This window comes from Pseudomonas sp. NS1(2017), from assembly GCF_002269425.1.
GTDB classification, from domain to species: Bacteria; Pseudomonadota; Gammaproteobacteria; order Pseudomonadales; family Pseudomonadaceae; genus Aquipseudomonas; species Aquipseudomonas reactans.
In genome coordinates this window covers 1503934-1522339 of sequence record NZ_CP022960.1, presented here as the reverse complement: position 1 = coordinate 1522339, position 18406 = coordinate 1503934, and the positions used below count along the sequence as shown (strand labels likewise).

Annotated in this window: 15 protein-coding genes; all 15 read right to left on the bottom strand. The window is 58.5% G+C overall.

All coding sequences use genetic code 11. The annotated features are described in order from the left end of the window. Positions 1-5: 5 nt before the first annotated feature. The 15 genes from CI807_RS07285 to pgaC all read right to left on the bottom strand — a co-directional run bounded on the left by CI807_RS07285 (position 6) and on the right by pgaC (position 18405). On the bottom strand, positions 6-656 hold the full coding sequence (locus CI807_RS07285) for a DUF799 domain-containing protein (RefSeq protein ID WP_016976661.1): 651 nt from the start codon (positions 654-656) through the stop codon (positions 6-8). Further along, on the bottom strand, positions 653-1015 hold the full coding sequence (locus CI807_RS07280; protein WP_016976662.1) for a DUF4810 domain-containing protein: 363 nt from the start codon (positions 1013-1015) through the stop codon (positions 653-655). Before CI807_RS07280 ends, CI807_RS07285 begins: the two co-directional genes overlap by 4 nt. A gap of 29 nt (positions 1016-1044) precedes the next feature. Beyond that, a complete protein-coding gene (locus CI807_RS07275; protein WP_095014199.1) occupies positions 1045-1725 on the bottom strand; it encodes a CsgG/HfaB family protein in 681 nt (226 codons plus the stop codon). Positions 1726-1765: 40 nt separating this feature from the next. Further along, positions 1766-2347: a hypothetical protein gene (locus CI807_RS07270; protein WP_095014198.1), complete on the bottom strand. Its 582-nt coding sequence runs from the start codon at positions 2345-2347 to the stop codon at positions 1766-1768. A gap of 260 nt (positions 2348-2607) precedes the next feature. After that, positions 2608-3042, bottom strand: a complete 435-nt coding sequence (locus CI807_RS07265) for an RDD family protein (protein WP_095014197.1) — start codon at positions 3040-3042, stop codon at positions 2608-2610. 7 nt (positions 3043-3049) lie between these two features. Next, positions 3050-3202, bottom strand: coding sequence for a hypothetical protein (locus tag CI807_RS31255; protein ID WP_157742000.1), 153 nt, complete (start codon positions 3200-3202; stop codon positions 3050-3052). 17 nt (positions 3203-3219) lie between these two features. Then, entirely contained in the window at positions 3220-3570 is a 351-nt protein-coding gene (locus CI807_RS07260; RefSeq protein ID WP_256578728.1) for a hypothetical protein, read from the bottom strand. Between the two features lie 29 nt (positions 3571-3599). Beyond that, a complete protein-coding gene (locus tag CI807_RS07255; RefSeq protein ID WP_256578727.1) occupies positions 3600-4010 on the bottom strand; it encodes a hypothetical protein in 411 nt (136 codons plus the stop codon). Then, positions 4007-4792, bottom strand: a complete 786-nt coding sequence (gene lepB / locus CI807_RS07250) for a signal peptidase I (protein WP_095014196.1) — start codon at positions 4790-4792, stop codon at positions 4007-4009. Before lepB ends, CI807_RS07255 begins: the two co-directional genes overlap by 4 nt. 149 nt (positions 4793-4941) lie before the next feature. Next, positions 4942-5544 (bottom strand): hypothetical protein, encoded by a 603-nt coding sequence (locus CI807_RS07245; RefSeq protein ID WP_095014195.1) that lies wholly within the window; start codon positions 5542-5544, stop codon positions 4942-4944. 20 nt (positions 5545-5564) lie between these two features. Further along, positions 5565-5948, bottom strand: a complete 384-nt coding sequence (locus CI807_RS07240; protein ID WP_095014194.1) for a hypothetical protein — start codon at positions 5946-5948, stop codon at positions 5565-5567. Positions 5949-5966: 18 nt separating this feature from the next. Next, positions 5967-14459: a hemagglutinin repeat-containing protein gene (locus CI807_RS07235; RefSeq protein WP_095014193.1), complete on the bottom strand. Its 8493-nt coding sequence runs from the start codon at positions 14457-14459 to the stop codon at positions 5967-5969. Between the two features lie 30 nt (positions 14460-14489). Then, positions 14490-16214 (bottom strand): ShlB/FhaC/HecB family hemolysin secretion/activation protein, encoded by a 1725-nt coding sequence (locus CI807_RS07230; protein ID WP_095014192.1) that lies wholly within the window; start codon positions 16212-16214, stop codon positions 14490-14492. Positions 16215-16579: 365 nt separating this feature from the next. Continuing rightward, the gene (gene pgaD / locus CI807_RS07225) at positions 16580-17062 is read right to left on the bottom strand and encodes a poly-beta-1,6-N-acetyl-D-glucosamine biosynthesis protein PgaD (protein WP_095014191.1); all 483 of its coding nucleotides are present in this window, start codon (positions 17060-17062) and stop codon (positions 16580-16582) included. A gap of 2 nt (positions 17063-17064) precedes the next feature. Beyond that, entirely contained in the window at positions 17065-18405 is a 1341-nt protein-coding gene (pgaC, locus tag CI807_RS07220; protein WP_095014190.1) for a poly-beta-1,6-N-acetyl-D-glucosamine synthase, read from the bottom strand. Position 18406: the final 1 nt, after the last annotated feature.

Below are 18406 nucleotides of genomic sequence, written 5' to 3'. Positions count from 1 at the left end.
CTGGCTTAGTCAGTACCGTATTTCGGGTTGCGCGGACCGTACAGAATCCCCGCACGCTGGCCCGGAGACAGCAAGCGCGCACTGGTGATACCGGCAATCGGGTGCGCCGCGTCGGTAGAGCTGTTGATCACTTGCTTGACCGCCGCCGTGATCAGCATGCCGACGATACCGCCGCCGTTGTTGTTGCCTTCCTCGCTGGACGCATGCGCTGAGCCGGTCCACAGGGTGGTGCCGGTGCGCAGGTCGACCAGTTTGGCCGAGGCCGTCACGGAGGTGTCGCTGGAGATCAGCATGTACTTGGTGCCGTAATTGGTCACGGTGATGTACAGCGCCGAATCCGCACCAAAGATGTCATGCAGCTTGGCCGGTGGCACCGCCTGGATATCATTGGCGGTGGTCAGCCCGTTCTGGCGGAAGGTTTCGTCGACCAGAGCGATCGGCAACACGTAGTAGCCGGCTTCGGCCAGCGGGTAGGTCACTTGCGAGACCATGCTGTAGGACGCTTGCACTTCGGGCGATTCATTGATCGGCGGCAGGACCAGGATCGACTTCGGTCGTGCCTGTTTATAGGCCGTGTAATCGATGGTCTTGGGGGCTGCACAACCGCCGAGCAAGGCCAGGGCCAGCAAGGCGCCAGTGAGTTTCAACAGGCTCATTTGGTGGCGACTCCGGTCTTGGCGTTTTTCAGCAAAAAGTCCATGTACGAGGCGGACTCAGGGAACAGCGCTTTCTCGGTGCGGAATTCCTGCACCATCTGGTCATCCTTGCCCATGCTCAGGTACAGCATACCCAGGTGGGCGTGGTAACCCGGCGGGGCCTTGCGGCCACTGGCGTTGATCTTCTGCAGATCCCGCTCCAGCGCCTCGACCTGCGCCTCCTTGGGCTCGCCCTTGAAGTACTCGTAAACCTGCGGCTGGTAGCTTTCCCACTGATACAGGGGTTGGGGCGCCGTCTGGCACCCCGCGACCGTCGCCACTGCTGTCAGCACCAGCGCCAACTTGACTGCCTTGCTCATCCTTGTACTGCTCCTTGAGGTGCTGCTGATCAGTTGCGTGGGTTCCAGGCGCCGGCGTTGATGCCGTCGACAAGGCGGTTGATGGCTTCACGCATGGCCAGGTCGAGGACCTTGCCGTTGAGGGTGGAGTCGTAGCTGGCGGTGCCGCCGAAGCCGATCACTTCACGGTTGGACAACGCGTACTCACCGGCGCCCTGGGTGGAATACACCACTTCGGAGGTGCTGATGTTGACGATATTCAACGCGACTTTGGCGTAGGCCACTTGGGTCTTGCCACGGCCGAGGATGCCGAACAGCTGGCGGTCGCCGGTTTCTTTGCGACCGAACTCGGTCACGTCGCCCGTCACCACGTAGTCAGCGCCCTTGAGCTTCTGCACGGTGCCTTTGATCGCGGCTTCCTGGGAGATCTCGCCCATGTTGTCGCGGTCCAGCACGCTGAAGCGGTTGGTCTGCTGCAGGTGGGTGATCAGGATGGTCTTGGCCTGGCCGCCAAGACGGTCAACGCCGTCGGAGAAGATGCCGCGCATGTAGCTGGAGCGGTTGTCGAACTTGCCCACGGCAATCGGTACCCGTACGCCGGAATAGGCGACGTTGGCGCTGGCGACTTGCTCCACCGGCATGGCGCGGTTGCTCTCCGTGGCGCAACCGGCCACGGTCAACAGCGCTGCGGCGGTGAGGCCGGACAGCAGGATTTTGGACAGTATTTTCACAGGGTGCTCCTAAGTGGGAAATCGGGTGCTGCAGCTAACGCTAGCGGGACGGAATGCCGCGCAGGTCGTCAACGATGAATCGGCTCAACAAACCGGTGTAGAAGGTCTCGACGCTGGAGTTGCCAGAGTTGGTCAGCACCCCGGCCATCGTTTTCATGTTCTGCCAGTCGCCCTTGTACCCGCCTGGCATCAGCCCTTGGCGAGCCTGAGAGAAATGCAGCACTTCGGCGCCGGCTTTCTTGACCTTGACCTGGTAGTTGAAGTCGACACTGGCGAGGATGGTCTTGTCATCGACGATGGCCGTCATGAAACCGCCTTGGGTGTCTTGTATGCGCCGGGTATAGATGACGTTCACATCCAGCAGGTAATCGGCTTTGTCCTTGCTGGTGGCATAGCGCTTGGACTTGAGCAGGCGGTCGACCAGATCGACACCGAGTTGCTGGCGCACTTTGTCATCCGGCAGGAAACGTTCGTTCTTGCCCACCACCTCTACGTCGAAAGTGTCGAGCCAGTAGGTCGCAGTCTTGGGAATGGTCACCGGCGCCGGGGAGATGTAGTAATCCGGCTTGGAGGCACAGCCCGCCATGAGGCAGGCCGCGAGAAATATGGCAAACACACGCATGTATGAATTCGTCCCTGAAAAGTATCGTGCTTTAAACAATCGCGGCATTTTACGGAGTTGAAAGCCGTTCTCAAGTTGTTTTGACGCCCTGGCAGCGCCGTTTTACTGGCGCTTGCGTGCAAGCCTCTGGCGAAATCTCCTAAGGCTTTGTCAGGGAAACAAAAACGATAGTGGCTATTGGCCTTTACGTAATAAATAAAAAGGTTCGCCAATCAGCCTCATTCTACTAACCGGCCACGGCTGCACCCTCCCCGCCCTGCTCACGTGTTGATCACAATCGTCTTGGCCAACATATCGCCCAAGCGACGGCGCAAACCGAACAGTGCAAAAAGACCGTCCAGAACACTGAACAACAGCTTCGGCACATTGCGCAGAAACGACTGGAACAGCGTGCAGTTCGTAGGATACGGGTAACCCACCACCGCCGTGCGGCACACCCGTTTACCCAGGCTCTGGCCGTTGGGTAAGGCATCGCAAAACAAAAAGTACCCGAAGGCTGAAAACAACAGCACATAGCGCAAGCCTTCAAACAACTTCGGACCTGCCACCGAGTGCAAATAGAGATACGCGTAGTCCAGATTGCGCAGCAAAAACAGCAGGAAAAACACAACGGCCATATCAATGAAATAGCCGAGCAAACGTCTGAACGGGCTGGCGAGGTCCCAGGTTTGTGCAGCCGATACTGAATCGCTCATGACGTGCTTACCCCCTGCCGTTGTCATAAATATGCGCCAGGCCGCGCACGCTCGTCAGGTTGCCGGTCTGGATCACGATGGTCTTGGCGAACATGTCGGCCAGGCGGTGGCCGATGCTGGCCAGAATGGTCGGGCGTTTAGCGGTGTTGCTTGCGTCCATGCGGTGTTGCTCCAGCTTTAAGAAGGAAAATTGGTGTCTACAAAGTTTCTGGCAAAGTCTTCGGCGATTATTGGCACACCGGCCTGGGCGAATTTTTCCGAATTTGTGCGCCACACGGCTCGAATTTTTTCCTCCAACGAGGGCGGAAAATCCATCTGAGAGGCGACGACATCAGACCAACTGCCCTGCGTCCCATACAGCTCGTGCAACTTGGGTTCGAGTGCCGTCAAATCGGCGCGTTGCTGGTCGGACAGCGCACCAATGGCCGACAGGACGTAGCATTCAAGAAGTCGGAGAAAGGGCTTTCCTGCATATCGATTCATCATCAAAAAACGCTCAATGAACATTGAAAAAATCAAAAGGGCCAAACCGACTGCCTATCCAAGCACAGCCAGCTTCAAGGCGTTTGCGGCTGCCTTGAATCAGCGCAAATTTGCTCCCACCCTTTTTCAATCACACCTGTGTACTTGCCGCACGATGCCCCTTTTAACTGAGCCTCCATAAAATCATGTTCCGGCTCGACCCACAGCAGGCCAACCAGGTAGGTCGCACCCGCCGCAAGCATCAGCAGCGCCACTGTCCGAGTCAACATAAACCGGAGCGTGGCTGCGGCAGTGCGAGACCGCTCAAACACAAACGCGAACAACAGGCCAATGCCGCACCACACAAAGGCGCCGGCCGCCACGCCCAGCATCGACGAACTGCGATCGAGATAGAGCCAGGCCCCCATGAATGCGCTGGCGCTGCAGCACATCACCAGCAGGCACAGCCACTGCACAACCCGACACGCCCCACTCGAAAGGCTCATGGGAACGTCGTCCCGATACGCGCCCGCTCATTTGAGAACCAGATGCCCGTCACCTTGCCCACCACGTCCTTAACCGCGACCTGGCCCATGAAGCGGCTGTCGTTGCTGCTCCAGCGGTTGTCGCCCAGCAAAAAGAGGTGCCCTGGCTCGACCGTGACCGGTGCCATTTCAAGGGATTCAGGTCCTTTTACGCGGTCGGCCGGTGCGTGAAACAACCCGAGGTTTTCGCCGTTGTGGATCAGTTCACCGTTCACCAGGGCTAACGTATCCCCGGCAACACCGGCCACGCGCTTGACCGCTTCAGTGCCATTCCAGCGGTACACCACGATATCCCCCACCCTGGGCGGACCGGCCCGCAGGTCCGTCAGGATGTAGTCGCCAATGGACAGCGTCGGCACCATCGATCCGGATGGGATGTAGTAATTCTTGAACCCCAGCACGGGTACCCGCAATACATCGAGCATCAGTACCGCAATCACCATCACACCGACGTAAAGAACGTGGAAACGCTTGCGTGGCACATTGGGCGGTCCGTTGTAGCGACGCGCCAGCACGGCGGACAGGATGGCTGAGCCCAGCTTGACGGTGATCAAGAAGGCGAAGAGCCCATACAGCCCAAAGGGGGTAGCAACCAGACCCAGCGCCCCCAGTAGCGCGAACCCGCCATACAACAACACGGCGACCCAGATACCCCACTTGATACGGCCGACATACACCAAGCCCCAACCGGCCACCAGGCAGGACATGAGGAACGCCAGGAGCGAGAATTTTGCGGATTTCATTGATCATCCTTGTGAGGGTAAAAAGCATCGCGTGTCAGTAAAAAAATTTAAACGTATCGTGTCAATCCTAAAAAACCAAGTGTGACAGGCCAGCGCCACACTTAAATAAATCCGCCCCTTGTTTCGCCGCCCCTTACTTCATCAAAATCTTATGAGTAGAGAATCCAGAAATCCATATCATTGACCACCCAGTATTTATTTTCAGCTGGGATTAACTTATCAAAATCGCTGGATGCCTTTGCATCCCAACCTAAAGTAGCATAATCCTCATGAGCTCTATCCCAATCAGTATGCCGCAGCACCTTATTATCAAGATCGATAAAGAATTTCGGAAGCCTCATTCTCAACTTGCCAAGTTCATCCAGCCGCCCCTCCGCGTCATTAGACACAATAGCTCCGACATGCCGATAAATCTCAAGAAGATATTCCGGGGAATAGCCAAAATGGAAAAAGCCCCGCATGTCCTCAACAGAGAACTCAATCACACTTCCAGCATCTACGTACTGAGAAAAGGTATTGACATCCAGCACAGGGATGCTACTTCTGAAATTAGCGACTGCCTCGTCATAAAGATCCGCATTCATGTCACCCGAATCTATATAGGCTTTGTACTCCATCCCAACATCGATGCAATAATTTTCTTTATCATCAACAACATAATAATATTTCCCACTTACAACAAATAAAGCCACCTCTTTTTGCCCTTCAAAAATATCATGAAGCACATCATTCAAGTCGTTTTTCAAACTCATCAAGAACTCCTTGCTCGTGATCAGTCGACAAATAGAAACTGCCCATTACCTTGGTCAAGCAAATGACCGTTTAAACACAACTCATTTAATAACGATGACACTTGGCCTTCATCCATGCTTACCCCGCACGATTCAAGAAAATGAAGTAATCGCCAATTATCGATTATTTTCGGCTCATCAAAGCGTTTATGAACATCCACGACCCAATGGGGTTTACGCGACACTCTTTCAAAACGAATACCTGCACCATGCCTGAGAAATTGCCATTGATCACCATCAACAAGCATGTCTCCCCTCTTCGGGAAGTCGAGGAGCCAGGTAGAATCTTTTGCATTGGGGTGCAGTTCGGCGAACGCAAGAACCAACTGACTCTGAAGCGTTGCAAAGAGAAACGCATAATCCATATTAGTTGGCCTCATAAATTAGTACCTCACCCGAGCTTCAGCAGCTTCTCGCATGAGCTGATCAGCCTGTTCCTTGGTCACGCTGTGCACATTGATAGGTACATCTTTAATCCCAGCTTTCGCAGCAGCCTCCGCGCGATGGTGGCCATCAAGGATGATCAACTTCCCGTTCACGTTAGCCACCTCGATAGGGTGATTTGCATCAAACCCATTGGCCTTCATGTCCTTTGTCATTCGTTTCACCTGTGAACCTGATATTTCATCTCGGCCCTGCCTTCCAATTAAGGACTTCGGATCTACCACTTGTGGAACGCCGCTAACAACATCCGCCCCAACCGCTCGGGGCTCACTACCCGCATACCGCTGCCAATCCGGGTGGTAAGGATTGGCCTTCATCTCGTCCGTAACCGTGGCAAGTCTCGTTGGCTTGGGTGCTTGCGCTGCCGGCTTTTCACCCTGGAAGCTGGCACCATTCGCCGCTGGAGCACCATCACCCACGACTTTTGTCTCGCCCGACGACAAATCGCTCGAATGGCCTTTGCCACCCATTGACGACCATGCGGCCCCCAGCACCATCATCGCGTTGTCTATCAAGTGCTGTGCACCGCTGGCAACCTCTTTCTCGACCGGGTTGTCATAATCCAAAGGGACTGGCACAACTTCCTTACCCACACCGTCGAGATGAAGAATCTGTTTCCCTAGGTCGATGATCCCATTCACGGCATCGCTGGGATAGTTCACAACGCCTTTACCTAGGCCTCCAAGGGCAGTGCTGCGTGTTGCATCCCATATTTCGCTGTCTTTTTGGGACTGGTTCTTGTTTGAGGCTGCACCCAGCATCGCCTGCTGCTCAGTCGTGAACTGGCTCCAGGTATGTCCATACATCCCAGCATCTTCGTAGGCGCCATTACCGCCGGGGGCAAACATCAACATCGTGCGCCCGCTTTCGTCTACAAACGTCACTGCCTGGGAGCGTAGAAAAGACAGGGCACTCAGGTCGACCATAGAATGGTCAGTCGCAAAATCCTTATCGACATTCTGCTGGGCCTGGGCGAGAAGCCTGGCTTCAGCAGCCTCCAGGGATATACCTTTTTCTTGCGCGAACTTTCCTGCGAGCGCCTTGATTCGATTGATTTCGATGGCGTGTAGCTGGCGGTTGTTGAGGTCAACTGCCGCTGCTCCGCTACCGGCTACAACCGAGCCACTGACTCCGTTGGCTGACCCAATCGAAGCCCCCAGACTCGTAGCAATCAAGGTCGAAAGCGCACCTTGCTCTGCCTCACTCAGCTCGCTTCCTTTCAGAGCCTCACCAATGGACGGCATAAGCGCAGCGGAGGCGCCGACGCCGAGTGCGGCACTTTGTACATTCCCGCTGGACAGGCCAAGCGCCGCACCGGTCAGTGCGTGCAGTAAAACGCGCGCGGCGCCGCCTTCAGCCCACGCCGCCCTTGTCGCGTCATCAATATCTTTACGATTTTTCTGAGCATCGGCAAAAGTGCCGATTCTGTTGAAGATGTCGCTGGACGATGTGTTCGCAACAATACCGGCAGCGGTACTCCCCGTCGCTCCGCCCAGTCCGGCGGCAATCAAACCGGAAGTGATGTCCGCCATCAGACGTTTGTCACCCCCCACCTGCCAACTCTTGGCATCCAGATACGCCGCATTCGCCGCCAGCGCCGTCCGATCAGCATCAGGTGAACCAGCCTCTGCCTGTTCATCTGCCTGCTTACTCAATGCTGCAGCTTTACTCGCCTTGGCTTCGGCAACCTTGTTGATTACGCTGCTCGACAGTTGCGCCGAACTTTGGATCAGGTCAATACGCTCTTGCATGGCCTTCTCATCAGGCCGGTCGAGCAGTTTGTTGGCATTCGCGGTGTCGCGGTTCAGGCCGATCAGATCATTGGCCCCGTCCGCACTTCTTACGTCGATCGTTCCGGGGCTGATCGCGCTGCGTGTCTTGCTGCTATCAGACTCCTTGAGCAACAGCGGAATCGTGCCACCCACCCCTGAGCGAGCGTCTTCGAAACCGGCGGTTGCGCCGGAATAGCTCAGGCTTGCGGACTGGCTTTTGATATCGCTTTTGTTTTTGATGTCGCTGACCAATAGTCGGTCAGTACTCAGGTAGTTCTTGTCGTTGCTGGCTTCGCTGGCGATCACCGCACCTTGAAGGGTGGTGTTCTTGCCGACATTGATGTCGTATCCACCCTTGCCCGCATACAAACCGGACTGTTGGGCCACAGCCTTGTAATCGCTGTTCATTTTACTGCCAGCAATATTGGCACTGCCCGAAACCATGGACCCCAGGCAGAAGGGTGGCACGCAAATACTCACGCCGGCGCCGCCACTGGTTTGCTTGTTCTTCTGGCTGGCTTCGTCCTGACGCGAGGCAATATTCAGATTGCCGCCGATCTGCGCCTTGATCGCGTCTGCATGTACCTGCGCGCCCGCCAGGGTAGCGTCCTGACCCGTTTTAAGGACCAGCAGTCCGGTATCCACCGTGCTATTGACTTGGGTGACTTCATTTCCGCGCCCCATACCCTTGGCCATCTGGGCACCCAGGTCGAGCACAAAGCCGCTCTGCTCACCGAAGCTGAGGCTGACGCCGACACTGGTCTTGTTATTTTTGTCCTGGTTATCCCAGTTTCTCCGATCCTGGGCGCTTTCCAGGATGGCGTTGTTCTTGGCCTGCAACAGCGTGTCTTTAGCCTTGATGCTGCTGCCGATGATATGCAAGTCGCCGGCGGAGCCCTGCGCATTGCCGTTTGCGACGATTGCCAAGCTGCCGCCACTGTTCAGGGTCGATTGCTTCACCGTTTCGGCGTTGTATTCGCTGGTGCTTTTTTTGTGCGTAGACGCGAGTTCGGTCCCTATCTTGAACACCGAGCCAGCGCTGTTGGCAGGCTTGCCATCCGACTCATTGGCCGCATCATTACTGCCACCCAGCGCATCGTAGGTCGACAGTAGCGCCTGGGCACCTTTTACAGCCTTCAGACGACTGTCGTCGGCCTGTTGGGCGGCCCGAACGTCATTGCGAATGCTCTTATAGGTATCCACCGCGACGCCACCAATAACCCGGCCTACTGCCAAGCTCCTGGAGCTGTCCTTGCTGGTTTGGTTAGCCGTTTCTGTGCCGGCGGCAAGGGTGACATTCGAACCGCTTAACGACATGTCCTTCGTACTCACCAAATCACTGGCGACTACCGTCAATTCACGTCCGGCGACCAGATTTACATTGCCTGCGCTGGACCCGACCGTACTCCCCAGCAACGTTGTCTCGTTTGCAGTGCCGTTGTGTTTCGAGCTGTTGATGTACAGTTTCTGGTTGCCAGTGGCGTCATCAAGGCCAAGCTTGTTACCGGTCAACACACCGGTAAGGTCGCGATTCTTCTCCTTGTGCATGTCGGTGCGGGCGAAGGTGTTTTGCGCCGCATCTATGGTCAGGTCGCGTCCGGCCTGCACGGCAAGGTCACCCGTGCTCACAAGTGATGAACCGGTGACTTTCACGTCCCGTCCGCTGGCAACGCTTACCGTGTCGCCAGACACCATACTGCCCACTGCGGTGGTACTGGCTTCATCCACTTTGTCCTGGACCTTGCTGGACTTGAAGCCACCCCAACTGCTTTTGCTTTCCTTGCGTTCGTGGCGAGACTTTTCAGAATCGCTGACGGCCAAAACCTGCACATCGTTCGCGGCGACTAATCGTGCCGCGCCTTTTTCTGCGGTGACAGCACTGCCGGCCAACAGCAGGTCTGCACCAGCGACGACGGTGCTGTTCGTCCCCGCGCTGACCAGGCTGCCAACGTTGTTCACGACGTCGGTTTCATCCAGGCGGAATTTCTTACCCTGGGAAGTTTTCTTGGTCTTGCTGTAGAAGCTGTAGTCCTGGTCTTGCGCGGTTTTGAGCTCCAGATTTTTACCGGATACCAGGTAGGCCTCGTTGCCGGCATTGACTTGGCTGGCGACCAGTTGCAGGTTCTGCCCGGCACTGAGGGTGGCGTCGCCGCCGGCCTTGATCACGCTGGATACCTGCTGGACGTGGTCCTCGATGCTTTTGACTTTTTTCGAGTTGAACGACGAATGCTGCTCGTTGGCCGCCGCCTTGACGTTGAGGTCGCGTGTGGCGATGAGGTTGATATCGCGCTGCGCTTCAACCTGGCTGGCGACAGCGCTGATATCACGACCGGCGACCACGTGCAGGTCGCGGCCCGCCTCCACGACGGAGCCTTGCTGGGCAATGGTGGTGAAGCTCGAGCGGTTGCCGATGGCGCCGCTGTCGAGGGTTTTCGAGGCGGTGATGTTGACGTCGCCCACGGCCTTGACCGTGGTGTCGGCACCGCTCTTGAGCACGCCGCCGACGCTGTTGAAATTGCCCCCGGCTTGTAAAGTCAAATCCTTGGCCGATTCGATACGCGCGGCGCTGTCGACGAAGTCACTGCGTTCGGTGCGGTAGCTGCTGGCGCTTTCGTGGGTGGTGACGCTGCGTTCGTTGAGCAGGTCGGCGCCAGCGGCGAGGTTGATGTTGCCCGCGCTGATCACACCGCCCGCGCGGTTGCTCAGGTTGTTGCCGCTGAGCAGGTCGAGGCGCCCACCGGCTTCCATCAACCCACTGTTGGCGAGGTTGCCGCCGACGTTTGCCAGGAGGCTGCCGGTCGCGCGCAGGGTACCCGCGTTATTGAGGTTTTTGCCGGTGATCAGGTTGACGTCGCTGCCGGAAATCAACGCGCCATTGGGCGCCAGGCGGTTGCCGGCCTGAGCGAGGTACAGCACTGGCACCAACACTTGTTGCCCGGCCACGGTGGCGTTTTCCAGCCACACAATGTCGTGGGTCAGGGCCGCGACCTGCTCGGCGGTGAGACTCACACCCACCGACAGGTTCAGCGCGCTTTTGCTGCCGATGGCGTTGTCCATCAGGTGCTTGAACAGGTCGGCATCGCTGGTCTGGCCGTCGATGAAACGCTGGCCGGTGCGGGCGAGCACGGCTTGCTGGATCAGGCGCTGCTCGTAGAAGCCGTCGCCCAGACGGCGCTGCGCCGTGTCAGGGTCGTAGCCGAGTTTGGTGAGCATGTAGTCCGAGCTCAGGAACTGACGCATGTCGGTGAGCAGCGGGTTGGTTTCAATCAGGTACTTGTGCGGGCTGGCTGCGAACTGGCTGGTCGGCAGGCCGTTCACGCCCTTGCCGTCGTTGAGGTGAAACAACCCGTTCTCACCGATCGGCAAGTTGAAGCCGGGCAGACCCAGCGGGTTGACCTGTTGCTGGGCAACGTCCGGCGGCAGTTGGGGGTTGAGGCTGACCTCGGTCGAGAAGCCCGGCGCATGGGTGTTGGCGCCGCTGCCGACGTAGGTGTAGCCGCGCCTCACGACGCGGTTATCGATGCCTTCCTGGGCGGTTACGGCCACTGCGCCACCGGCCTGGATGACTGCGGCGTAGCTTTGGTCCGGCACCATCAGTTGGGTCGTTTTGCGCAGGGCGGTTTTTTCGCTCTCCATTTTGCCGATGAACGCGGCCATGGCGGCTTCAACCCCGTCCATGTTCTTGCCCGCTGAATAACGCGCAGTGAACGCCGCCGCCTCGCGGTACCAGCCCGCCGGCTTGCGCTCGCGCTCAGAGGCAAAGACACGATCGTATTGCGTGTCGTGGGTCACCAGCCCGACGTTGGTCAGTTGGTCGACACGCACGGTCATGTCGCCGCCGGTGGCGATGCTACTGCTGCTGTTGAGCAACGTGCCGCCGGTAAGCTGCATGTTGGCGCCGGAGGTGATGCTGGCGCCGGCCGTGGCGTTGGTGACGATGAAGTGGTCACGCTGGGTGATCTGGAACGGCCGGTTCTGCTTGCCACCTTCACAGTCGCCGCCGGTCACGCCATCGATACAGGCGACGGGTGTAATGGAAGCGCTGTAGATGCCCGACTCGGTGGTGAGCACGGTGCGGATGTTATCGATCGTGCTGGCCGCCAGGGCCAGGTTGCGTTCACTTTCGATAGTGCCCGAGCTGTTGATGATGCTGGAAGCCAGCCCGCCCTGACCGTCGCGATCAACGCGTAGGTTGCCCATGGCGTAGATGTTGGCAGCGAGGTTTTTCAGGCGATCGACCCGCAGGTTCATATCCCCGCCGCTGAAGATCAGGCCATGATCATTGAGCAGGTTGCCCACGGACAGGTCGAGACTGCCTTGGCTGGCGACGGTGCCGCCAATCGTCCAGTCCAGGCCATTGCCGACCAGTGCACGGGTGCCGAGCAGTTTGCCGGTGGCGGTCTGTTGCAGGTTGTCGACATTGACGGTCAAGCGTCCGGCCTGGATTGCGGTGCTGTTGGTCCAATGGGTTTTGTCGAGGGTCAGGTCGCCGTGGGTCACCAGGCTGCCGCCAACGTCGTCAAGGCTGATGCCGCTGAGATCGAGCACCCCAGTGCCCACGTGCAGTACCTTGCCGCCGGTGTTCTGGAAGGTGCCGGCGGCAAGGCTCAACTGGTCGTTGGCGGTTTCCAGGCTGCCGCTGTTGTTCAGCAAGCCGCCGATGGCGTAGCGGGTTTTACCCGCCTGGCCCAATGCACGCATCTGGCCGCTGTTGGTCAGGCTGGCGGCGTCGACATCCAAGGTCGTGGCGCTCTCGATCAAGCCACGGTTGGTCAGGGCGCCTTGCAGCTTCAGATCAATCTGATTGGCCGCGATCTCACCGCCGTTATCCACATTCAAGCCGCTGAGGCGAATGCGATCACGGGCCAACAGCGTGCCGCTGCCGTTGTTGAAGTCGGTGGCGTCGATCAGCGCATCGCCGGCTTTGGCAGCGATGCGCCCGCCGTTGTTTATGAGGGTGCCGGCGGTGATCGTCACACCGGCCTTTTCACTGTGGATCAGTCCGTTGCCGCCGTTTTGCAGCAAGCCGGTGGTGGTAAGCGCCAGGCCATCATTGGCGGCCAGCGTCCCGCTGCTCTGGTTATCGACACTGTTGGCGAACAGGGTCAGCAGGCCCTGGCTGGCGAGCTTGCCGCCCTGGTTATTCACATGGACGGCGCGTTGAACCAGCAACGGGCCGACGCTCGCCAGCTTGCCGTTGCGGTTGATCAGGTCGCCAAGCAAATCCACGGTGATGGAGCTTGCGCCCGTGAGGTTGCCGGCGCTGTTGTCCAGGCGATTGCCGTAAAGCGCAAAGGCGCCGGTGCTGTCGATGATGCCGCCCTGGCTGTTGTCCAGCAGGCCGCTGACGTTGAGGGTTTGTGCGCCGTCGCTGAGCAGTTGGCCTTTGTTGCGGTTATCAACGCTGGCGGCGGTAACGTTCAGCGCCTGCTTGGCACTCATCGTGGCGCCCTGGTTATCCAGTGTTTGTGCGGCGGTGGCGGTGAGGGTGCGATTGGCGATCACCCGACCGGTGTTGGTGATGTTCTGGCTGTCGAGCGTGACGTCGCCACCGGCATTGCGCGTGTTATCGGCGTTGACGCCGGCTTCGATGATGCCGCTGTTGGTCAACTGGCCGTTGCTGGCCAGGGTGATGCTGTCCCGGGCGGCCAGGGTCTTGCGGTTTTTCAGCTCACCCTTGGTCTGCGCCTTGAGCGTGGTGCCGGCGTAGACCGGGCCCTTGGTCTCCAGGCTCGCCGCCTTGATATCCACTGCGCCGCTGGATGCGGCCTGAGCCATGCTCAAGTGGCCGTTGGCGTCCAGTTGGATGTCGCCGCCACTGGCTGCCAGCGTACCGTCGAGCTTCACGCCCACGCCGGCTTCGGTGCCCACCAGCTTGATGGCGCCCGCGTACATGCCGCCGAGCGCCGACGAGTCGATTGCCAGTTCCGGTTTGGCGCTGCCGTCATCGGCGCGTAGGGTGGTTTTCAGGCTTTGCGCATCGACGTCATTGCGCCCGGCGATCACGGTGAGTTCGCGCGCATTGATCTGCGCGTTGATCTTGGCCGAACGGGTGATGATCTCGAAACGGTCGACGTTGCTGGCGTTCAGGCCCTTGCCGTCGATGGTCACCGCGCCGCCATCCACCTGGTAATGATCAAGGCGACCGACGTTATCGATCACAGGTTTGCCGGTGGTCAGCGTGACGTTGGGGGTGTTGATAAACCCGCAGCCATTGCAACTGATGCCATAAGGGTTGGCCACGATGACCTTGGCCGACTGCCCCGCCACTTCGGTATAGCCACGCAACTGGCTGGGGCTGCCGCCGTTGACTTCGTTGAGGATGACGTTCGCCGCGCCGCCCTTGAGGTTCGGGTTGCCGACGATGATGCCGCCCAGTTGTGTGTTTTGCAGCGGCCCGCTGGCGTTGTTGAGGATCACGCCATTGGGGCCGACGTTGTAGTCCTTGAACTGGTTATGGGACAAGCCGCTGCCATTGGGCGTGGCGATGTTCACCACCGGAACGCCGTTGCCGGCCTGGCCGAGCGTGGTGCCTGGGCCGCTGACCACGATGCCGTCGGCATTGGCCAGCAACGGCTGCCAGAACAGCGCGTTGGCCAGGACCAGCGCAAGGCCACGTTGAGTCAGGCTTTTCAGGGCGGCAGCAGGGCGAACATCCATATTCTTAAATCTCAAGGCAGCGGCGTTGAATTACAGGAAGAAATCCAGGCGGAAATAGATCGGCGCTTCGCGCTCGGTCACCACGCCTGGTCGCTCCAGGGAATGGGCAAAGGTCACGCTGGTGCTGACGTATTTGCCGCGGGCGAACAGCTCGACGGAATTGCTCGATACCCGCCCGTGCTCGTCATCGTTGTAGCGATCGTTGCGAATCACGCCCTGGTCATAACCGACACTGGCGCCGTATTCGGCGAAGGCCGGGCGCATCCAGTCCAGGGTGACCGGTCGCGCCCAGCGCACTTCGTTGCGCCAGTAGCCACCGCTGTCGCCGTTCAGTTGCTGGTCCTTGAAACCGCGTACCGAGTAGGAACCACCCAGGCTCATGCGTTGCGGTGAATACAGGACATCTTCACTGCGCTGCCCAGTGGCAAGGCTGGAAAAACTCAACGACTCACCCCACAACGTGAAGGGTTGCAGGTAGCTCATCGTGGCGGTGTATTTGCGATAGCGCGGCGTCGCCGTGAGGTTGCCCTGGGCGTCTCGCTCTTGCCGATTGCTTTGCGCGTCAAACGCGCCGATACCGTTTTGCATGCCCACATCCAGGTTGACGAAGGCGCTGCCGATACGCCGCCCGTGGGTGAGGCCGACCTGGAACTCGCTGAGGCGGTTGCTGCTGGTCGGCAGGCGTGCGTCGAGCACGTAGTTGTTGGTGCGCAGGTGCGTCAAGCCAACGTTGACCGAGGTCTTGCTCACATCGTCGCGATGGATCACGCGTTCGGCGCGCAGTTGGTGGTTCTGGCTGTCGCCGTTTTGCTTGAATTTGAAGTCATCGACCCTGCCGAAGGTGCGGTATTCACTCTCGCTGTAGCTGTAGCTGAAGTTCCACCAGCCCCACGGCAGGTTGTAATAGAACATGCTGCTTTTCGAGGTTTTCTGGTGGTCGCTGATGGCGTCGTGTCCACCGCGCAGAATCAGTTGATCGGCCAGTCCCAGTGGGCTGTCCCATTCCAGGCCCGCGCCCCATTGCTGTTCGCCAGTACTTTTCTGACCATCGTTGTTACGCGACAGGCTGGCGCGCCAGGGCTTTTGCGGCACGTTCTTGACCACGACCTCACTGCCGCCGATCTGGCTGCCAGGGGTCAATTCCATCTGTGCCTGTTTGGAGGGCAAGCGGCGGAGTTGGTCCACCAACTGTTCGACTTCGCGCAGGTTGAGTGCTTCTCCCACCTTGCCGGGAAACGCCATGGCCAGTTCGCGGTCGGTCACGCTGCTGCCCTCGGCGCCCTTCAAGGCTTCGAGCTTGCCTTCGACCACGAGTACTTGCAGATGACCGCTGGAAAGATCCTGCTGCGGCAGGTACGCGCGGCTGGTGACCCGGCCTTTGGCGATGTAATAGTCGGTGATGACCTTGAGCAATTCATTGAGCTGCGCCACGCCCAGGCACTGGCCGATATAGGGTTTGAGCAGGCGTGCGCGGTCGGCTGCGGACAGGCTGTCGGCGCCCTTGAGTTCGATGTCCTGGATGGGAAAGCAACGGGTATCCGCCGGCAGCGCCGGCGCTTGGGGCTGGGTGCCTTTGCCGGGCAGGTCCTGGAGTTCTTCCAGGCGCCGGCGCTGCTCTTCGAGGAGGCGGTTCTGGCGGTCGCGGATCAGGTCCTGGTCTCCAGGCGTAGGCGCGGCCGTGGCGCTGTTCAGACTCAAATAAGCGAGCAGGAAAGTGCACAGCAGATACCGAGTCCGTGGCAATAACAAAGACATGTTCGATCCATCGAAAATCAAGGGCCGGCAAACTAACACCGAACTTCCGACAACTCAAAAATAAGAGCTAGTTGGACATTCGTACTAGTTACTCATGCAAGCAATTGATTAATAACAACTAAAAATAATCAAAGAGATATCACGCCTGTCACCGGAAATATTATTCCGACCAGCGGCAGCACTCTTGATCGCGATTCGTCGGACAACGTTTAAATAGCCATTAGTTGGCCATCAAGTTATTGCCGAGATAGGTTAGTACAGGGAAAAGCAGAAAAGTTCGCGGAAGTTTTGTGAATTGGATCCCATTTGTCGGGATTAAACCGGATCGTTCCCACATTGCATGGGAACGATCTTCCAACACTGTTTCAGCTGGCGTCTTTGTTCTGGTCTTTGCCAGGCACCAAGGTCAGCCCGGGTTTTTCCACATCGCGGGAAACATGGGATTTGACCTGCGCCACACCGCCTTCCTCATCGTTGTGGATCACCAGTACCCCAGGCCGACGCAGTTGCTCCAGGTCACCTTCGCCCAGGCTGAAGCTCTCGCTCAGATTCTTGTCGGTGAGTGCCTTGGCCTCGGCGCGACGCTGGGCAAACTTGCGCCCTTTGCGTTGCTGGTAGCGCGCCCAGGTGACCAGGATCACAGCGTTGAACAATGCAATCCACAGGTACACCTGCAAGGTATTGAGCGCAGCAAAGATCGGCGCTTCGATACGCGGTCCACCGTGGGTCTCCAGCATCGAATTGATCCCCCGTGCCAGCAGCCAGATCAACCCGGCCCAGGCCATCAGGGTCAGCAGCACATCGATGATCCACATCACCATCCGTTGGCGGGTTCTGACCAGTTTCATGGTCACGCCTCCTCTTCAGTAGGTTTGATGCCGCGATCCGGGCTGACCCAGCGCGCGCGCTTCTGGTGCTGGTTGAACAGCACCTTGGGAAAACTGACCAGGGTGGTGAACAGGCTGACCAGCCAGAACACCATCGGATACCACACCGTCCAGAACAGGGTCTTCCACAGATCTTTCTCGTAGCGGCGGTCGATCATGATGCTCACGGCGAACTGCACCAGGCACACCATGGCCAGCACCAGGCCGGTAAACGCTGGCGGAACCAGGGAGTCCACCGTGATCGCCGGAGGCAACACCATGAACTTGCCGAGCACGTAGAAGATCACCGACAGCAGGAAAGTAAACGCCCAGCCGGTGGACAGGCAGTATTCGAACAACAGCGGCCACAGGTAGCGATGACGCCATTGCCAGATACCACGGATATTCTTGAACAGCACTTCCGCCCCACCCTGGGCCCAGCGCAGGCGCTGTTTCCACAGGCCGCCGACGGTTTCAGGCATCAGGATCCAGCATAAGGCACGGGGCTCGTAGAAGATGCTCCAGTGATCGAGCTGCAGCTTCCAACTGACATCGATGTCCTCGGTGATCATGTCGGTGCTCCAGTAGTCGATGCGGTCCAGCGCCTTTTTACGGAACGCGACCACCACACCCGATACCGTGAAGATCCGGCCAAACACTCGCTGCGTGCGCTTGATCAAGCCGATGATCGAAGAGAACTCACCGACCTGCACACGGCCGATCAAGGTCGAGCGTGTGCGAATGCGCGGGTTGCCGGTCACCGCTCCCAGGCGCGGGTTATCCAGCATCGGCGCAACCATATAAGCCGCCGCGTTTTTATCCAGCAACGCGTCGCCGTCGATGCACACCAGGAATTCACTGCGCGCCGCCACGGCGCCCATCCGCAAGGCCACTGCCTTGCCTTGGTTCTGCGCCAAGTGCAGCACGCGCAGACGCGGGTTCTCCAGCGCCAGGGCGTCGAGTACCTCGGCGGTGTTGTCCTTGGAGCCGTCGTTTACCGCGATCACTTCGATGTTCGGGTAGAGCTGACCCAGTGCCGCATGGATGGTATCGGCGGCATTATCCCCTTCGTTGTAGCAAGGGATGATGATCGAGATCAGCGGGTTACCGGCCAGCTCGGGAGCCGGCGTATCCTCTTTCCAGGGCCAATGGCGCTCCCAGTGCAGCCAGAAATACAGGCCGCCTGCGATCCACAGCGCCGACATGAACAGCGGATAGAAAAACACAAAGTCCATCAGGAACTGCCCGGTGACCAGGAAGATCAGGCCCAGGGGCACACCCAATACCAATGCCAGCACGAATAAAGCCAGGATTCTATCGAACATG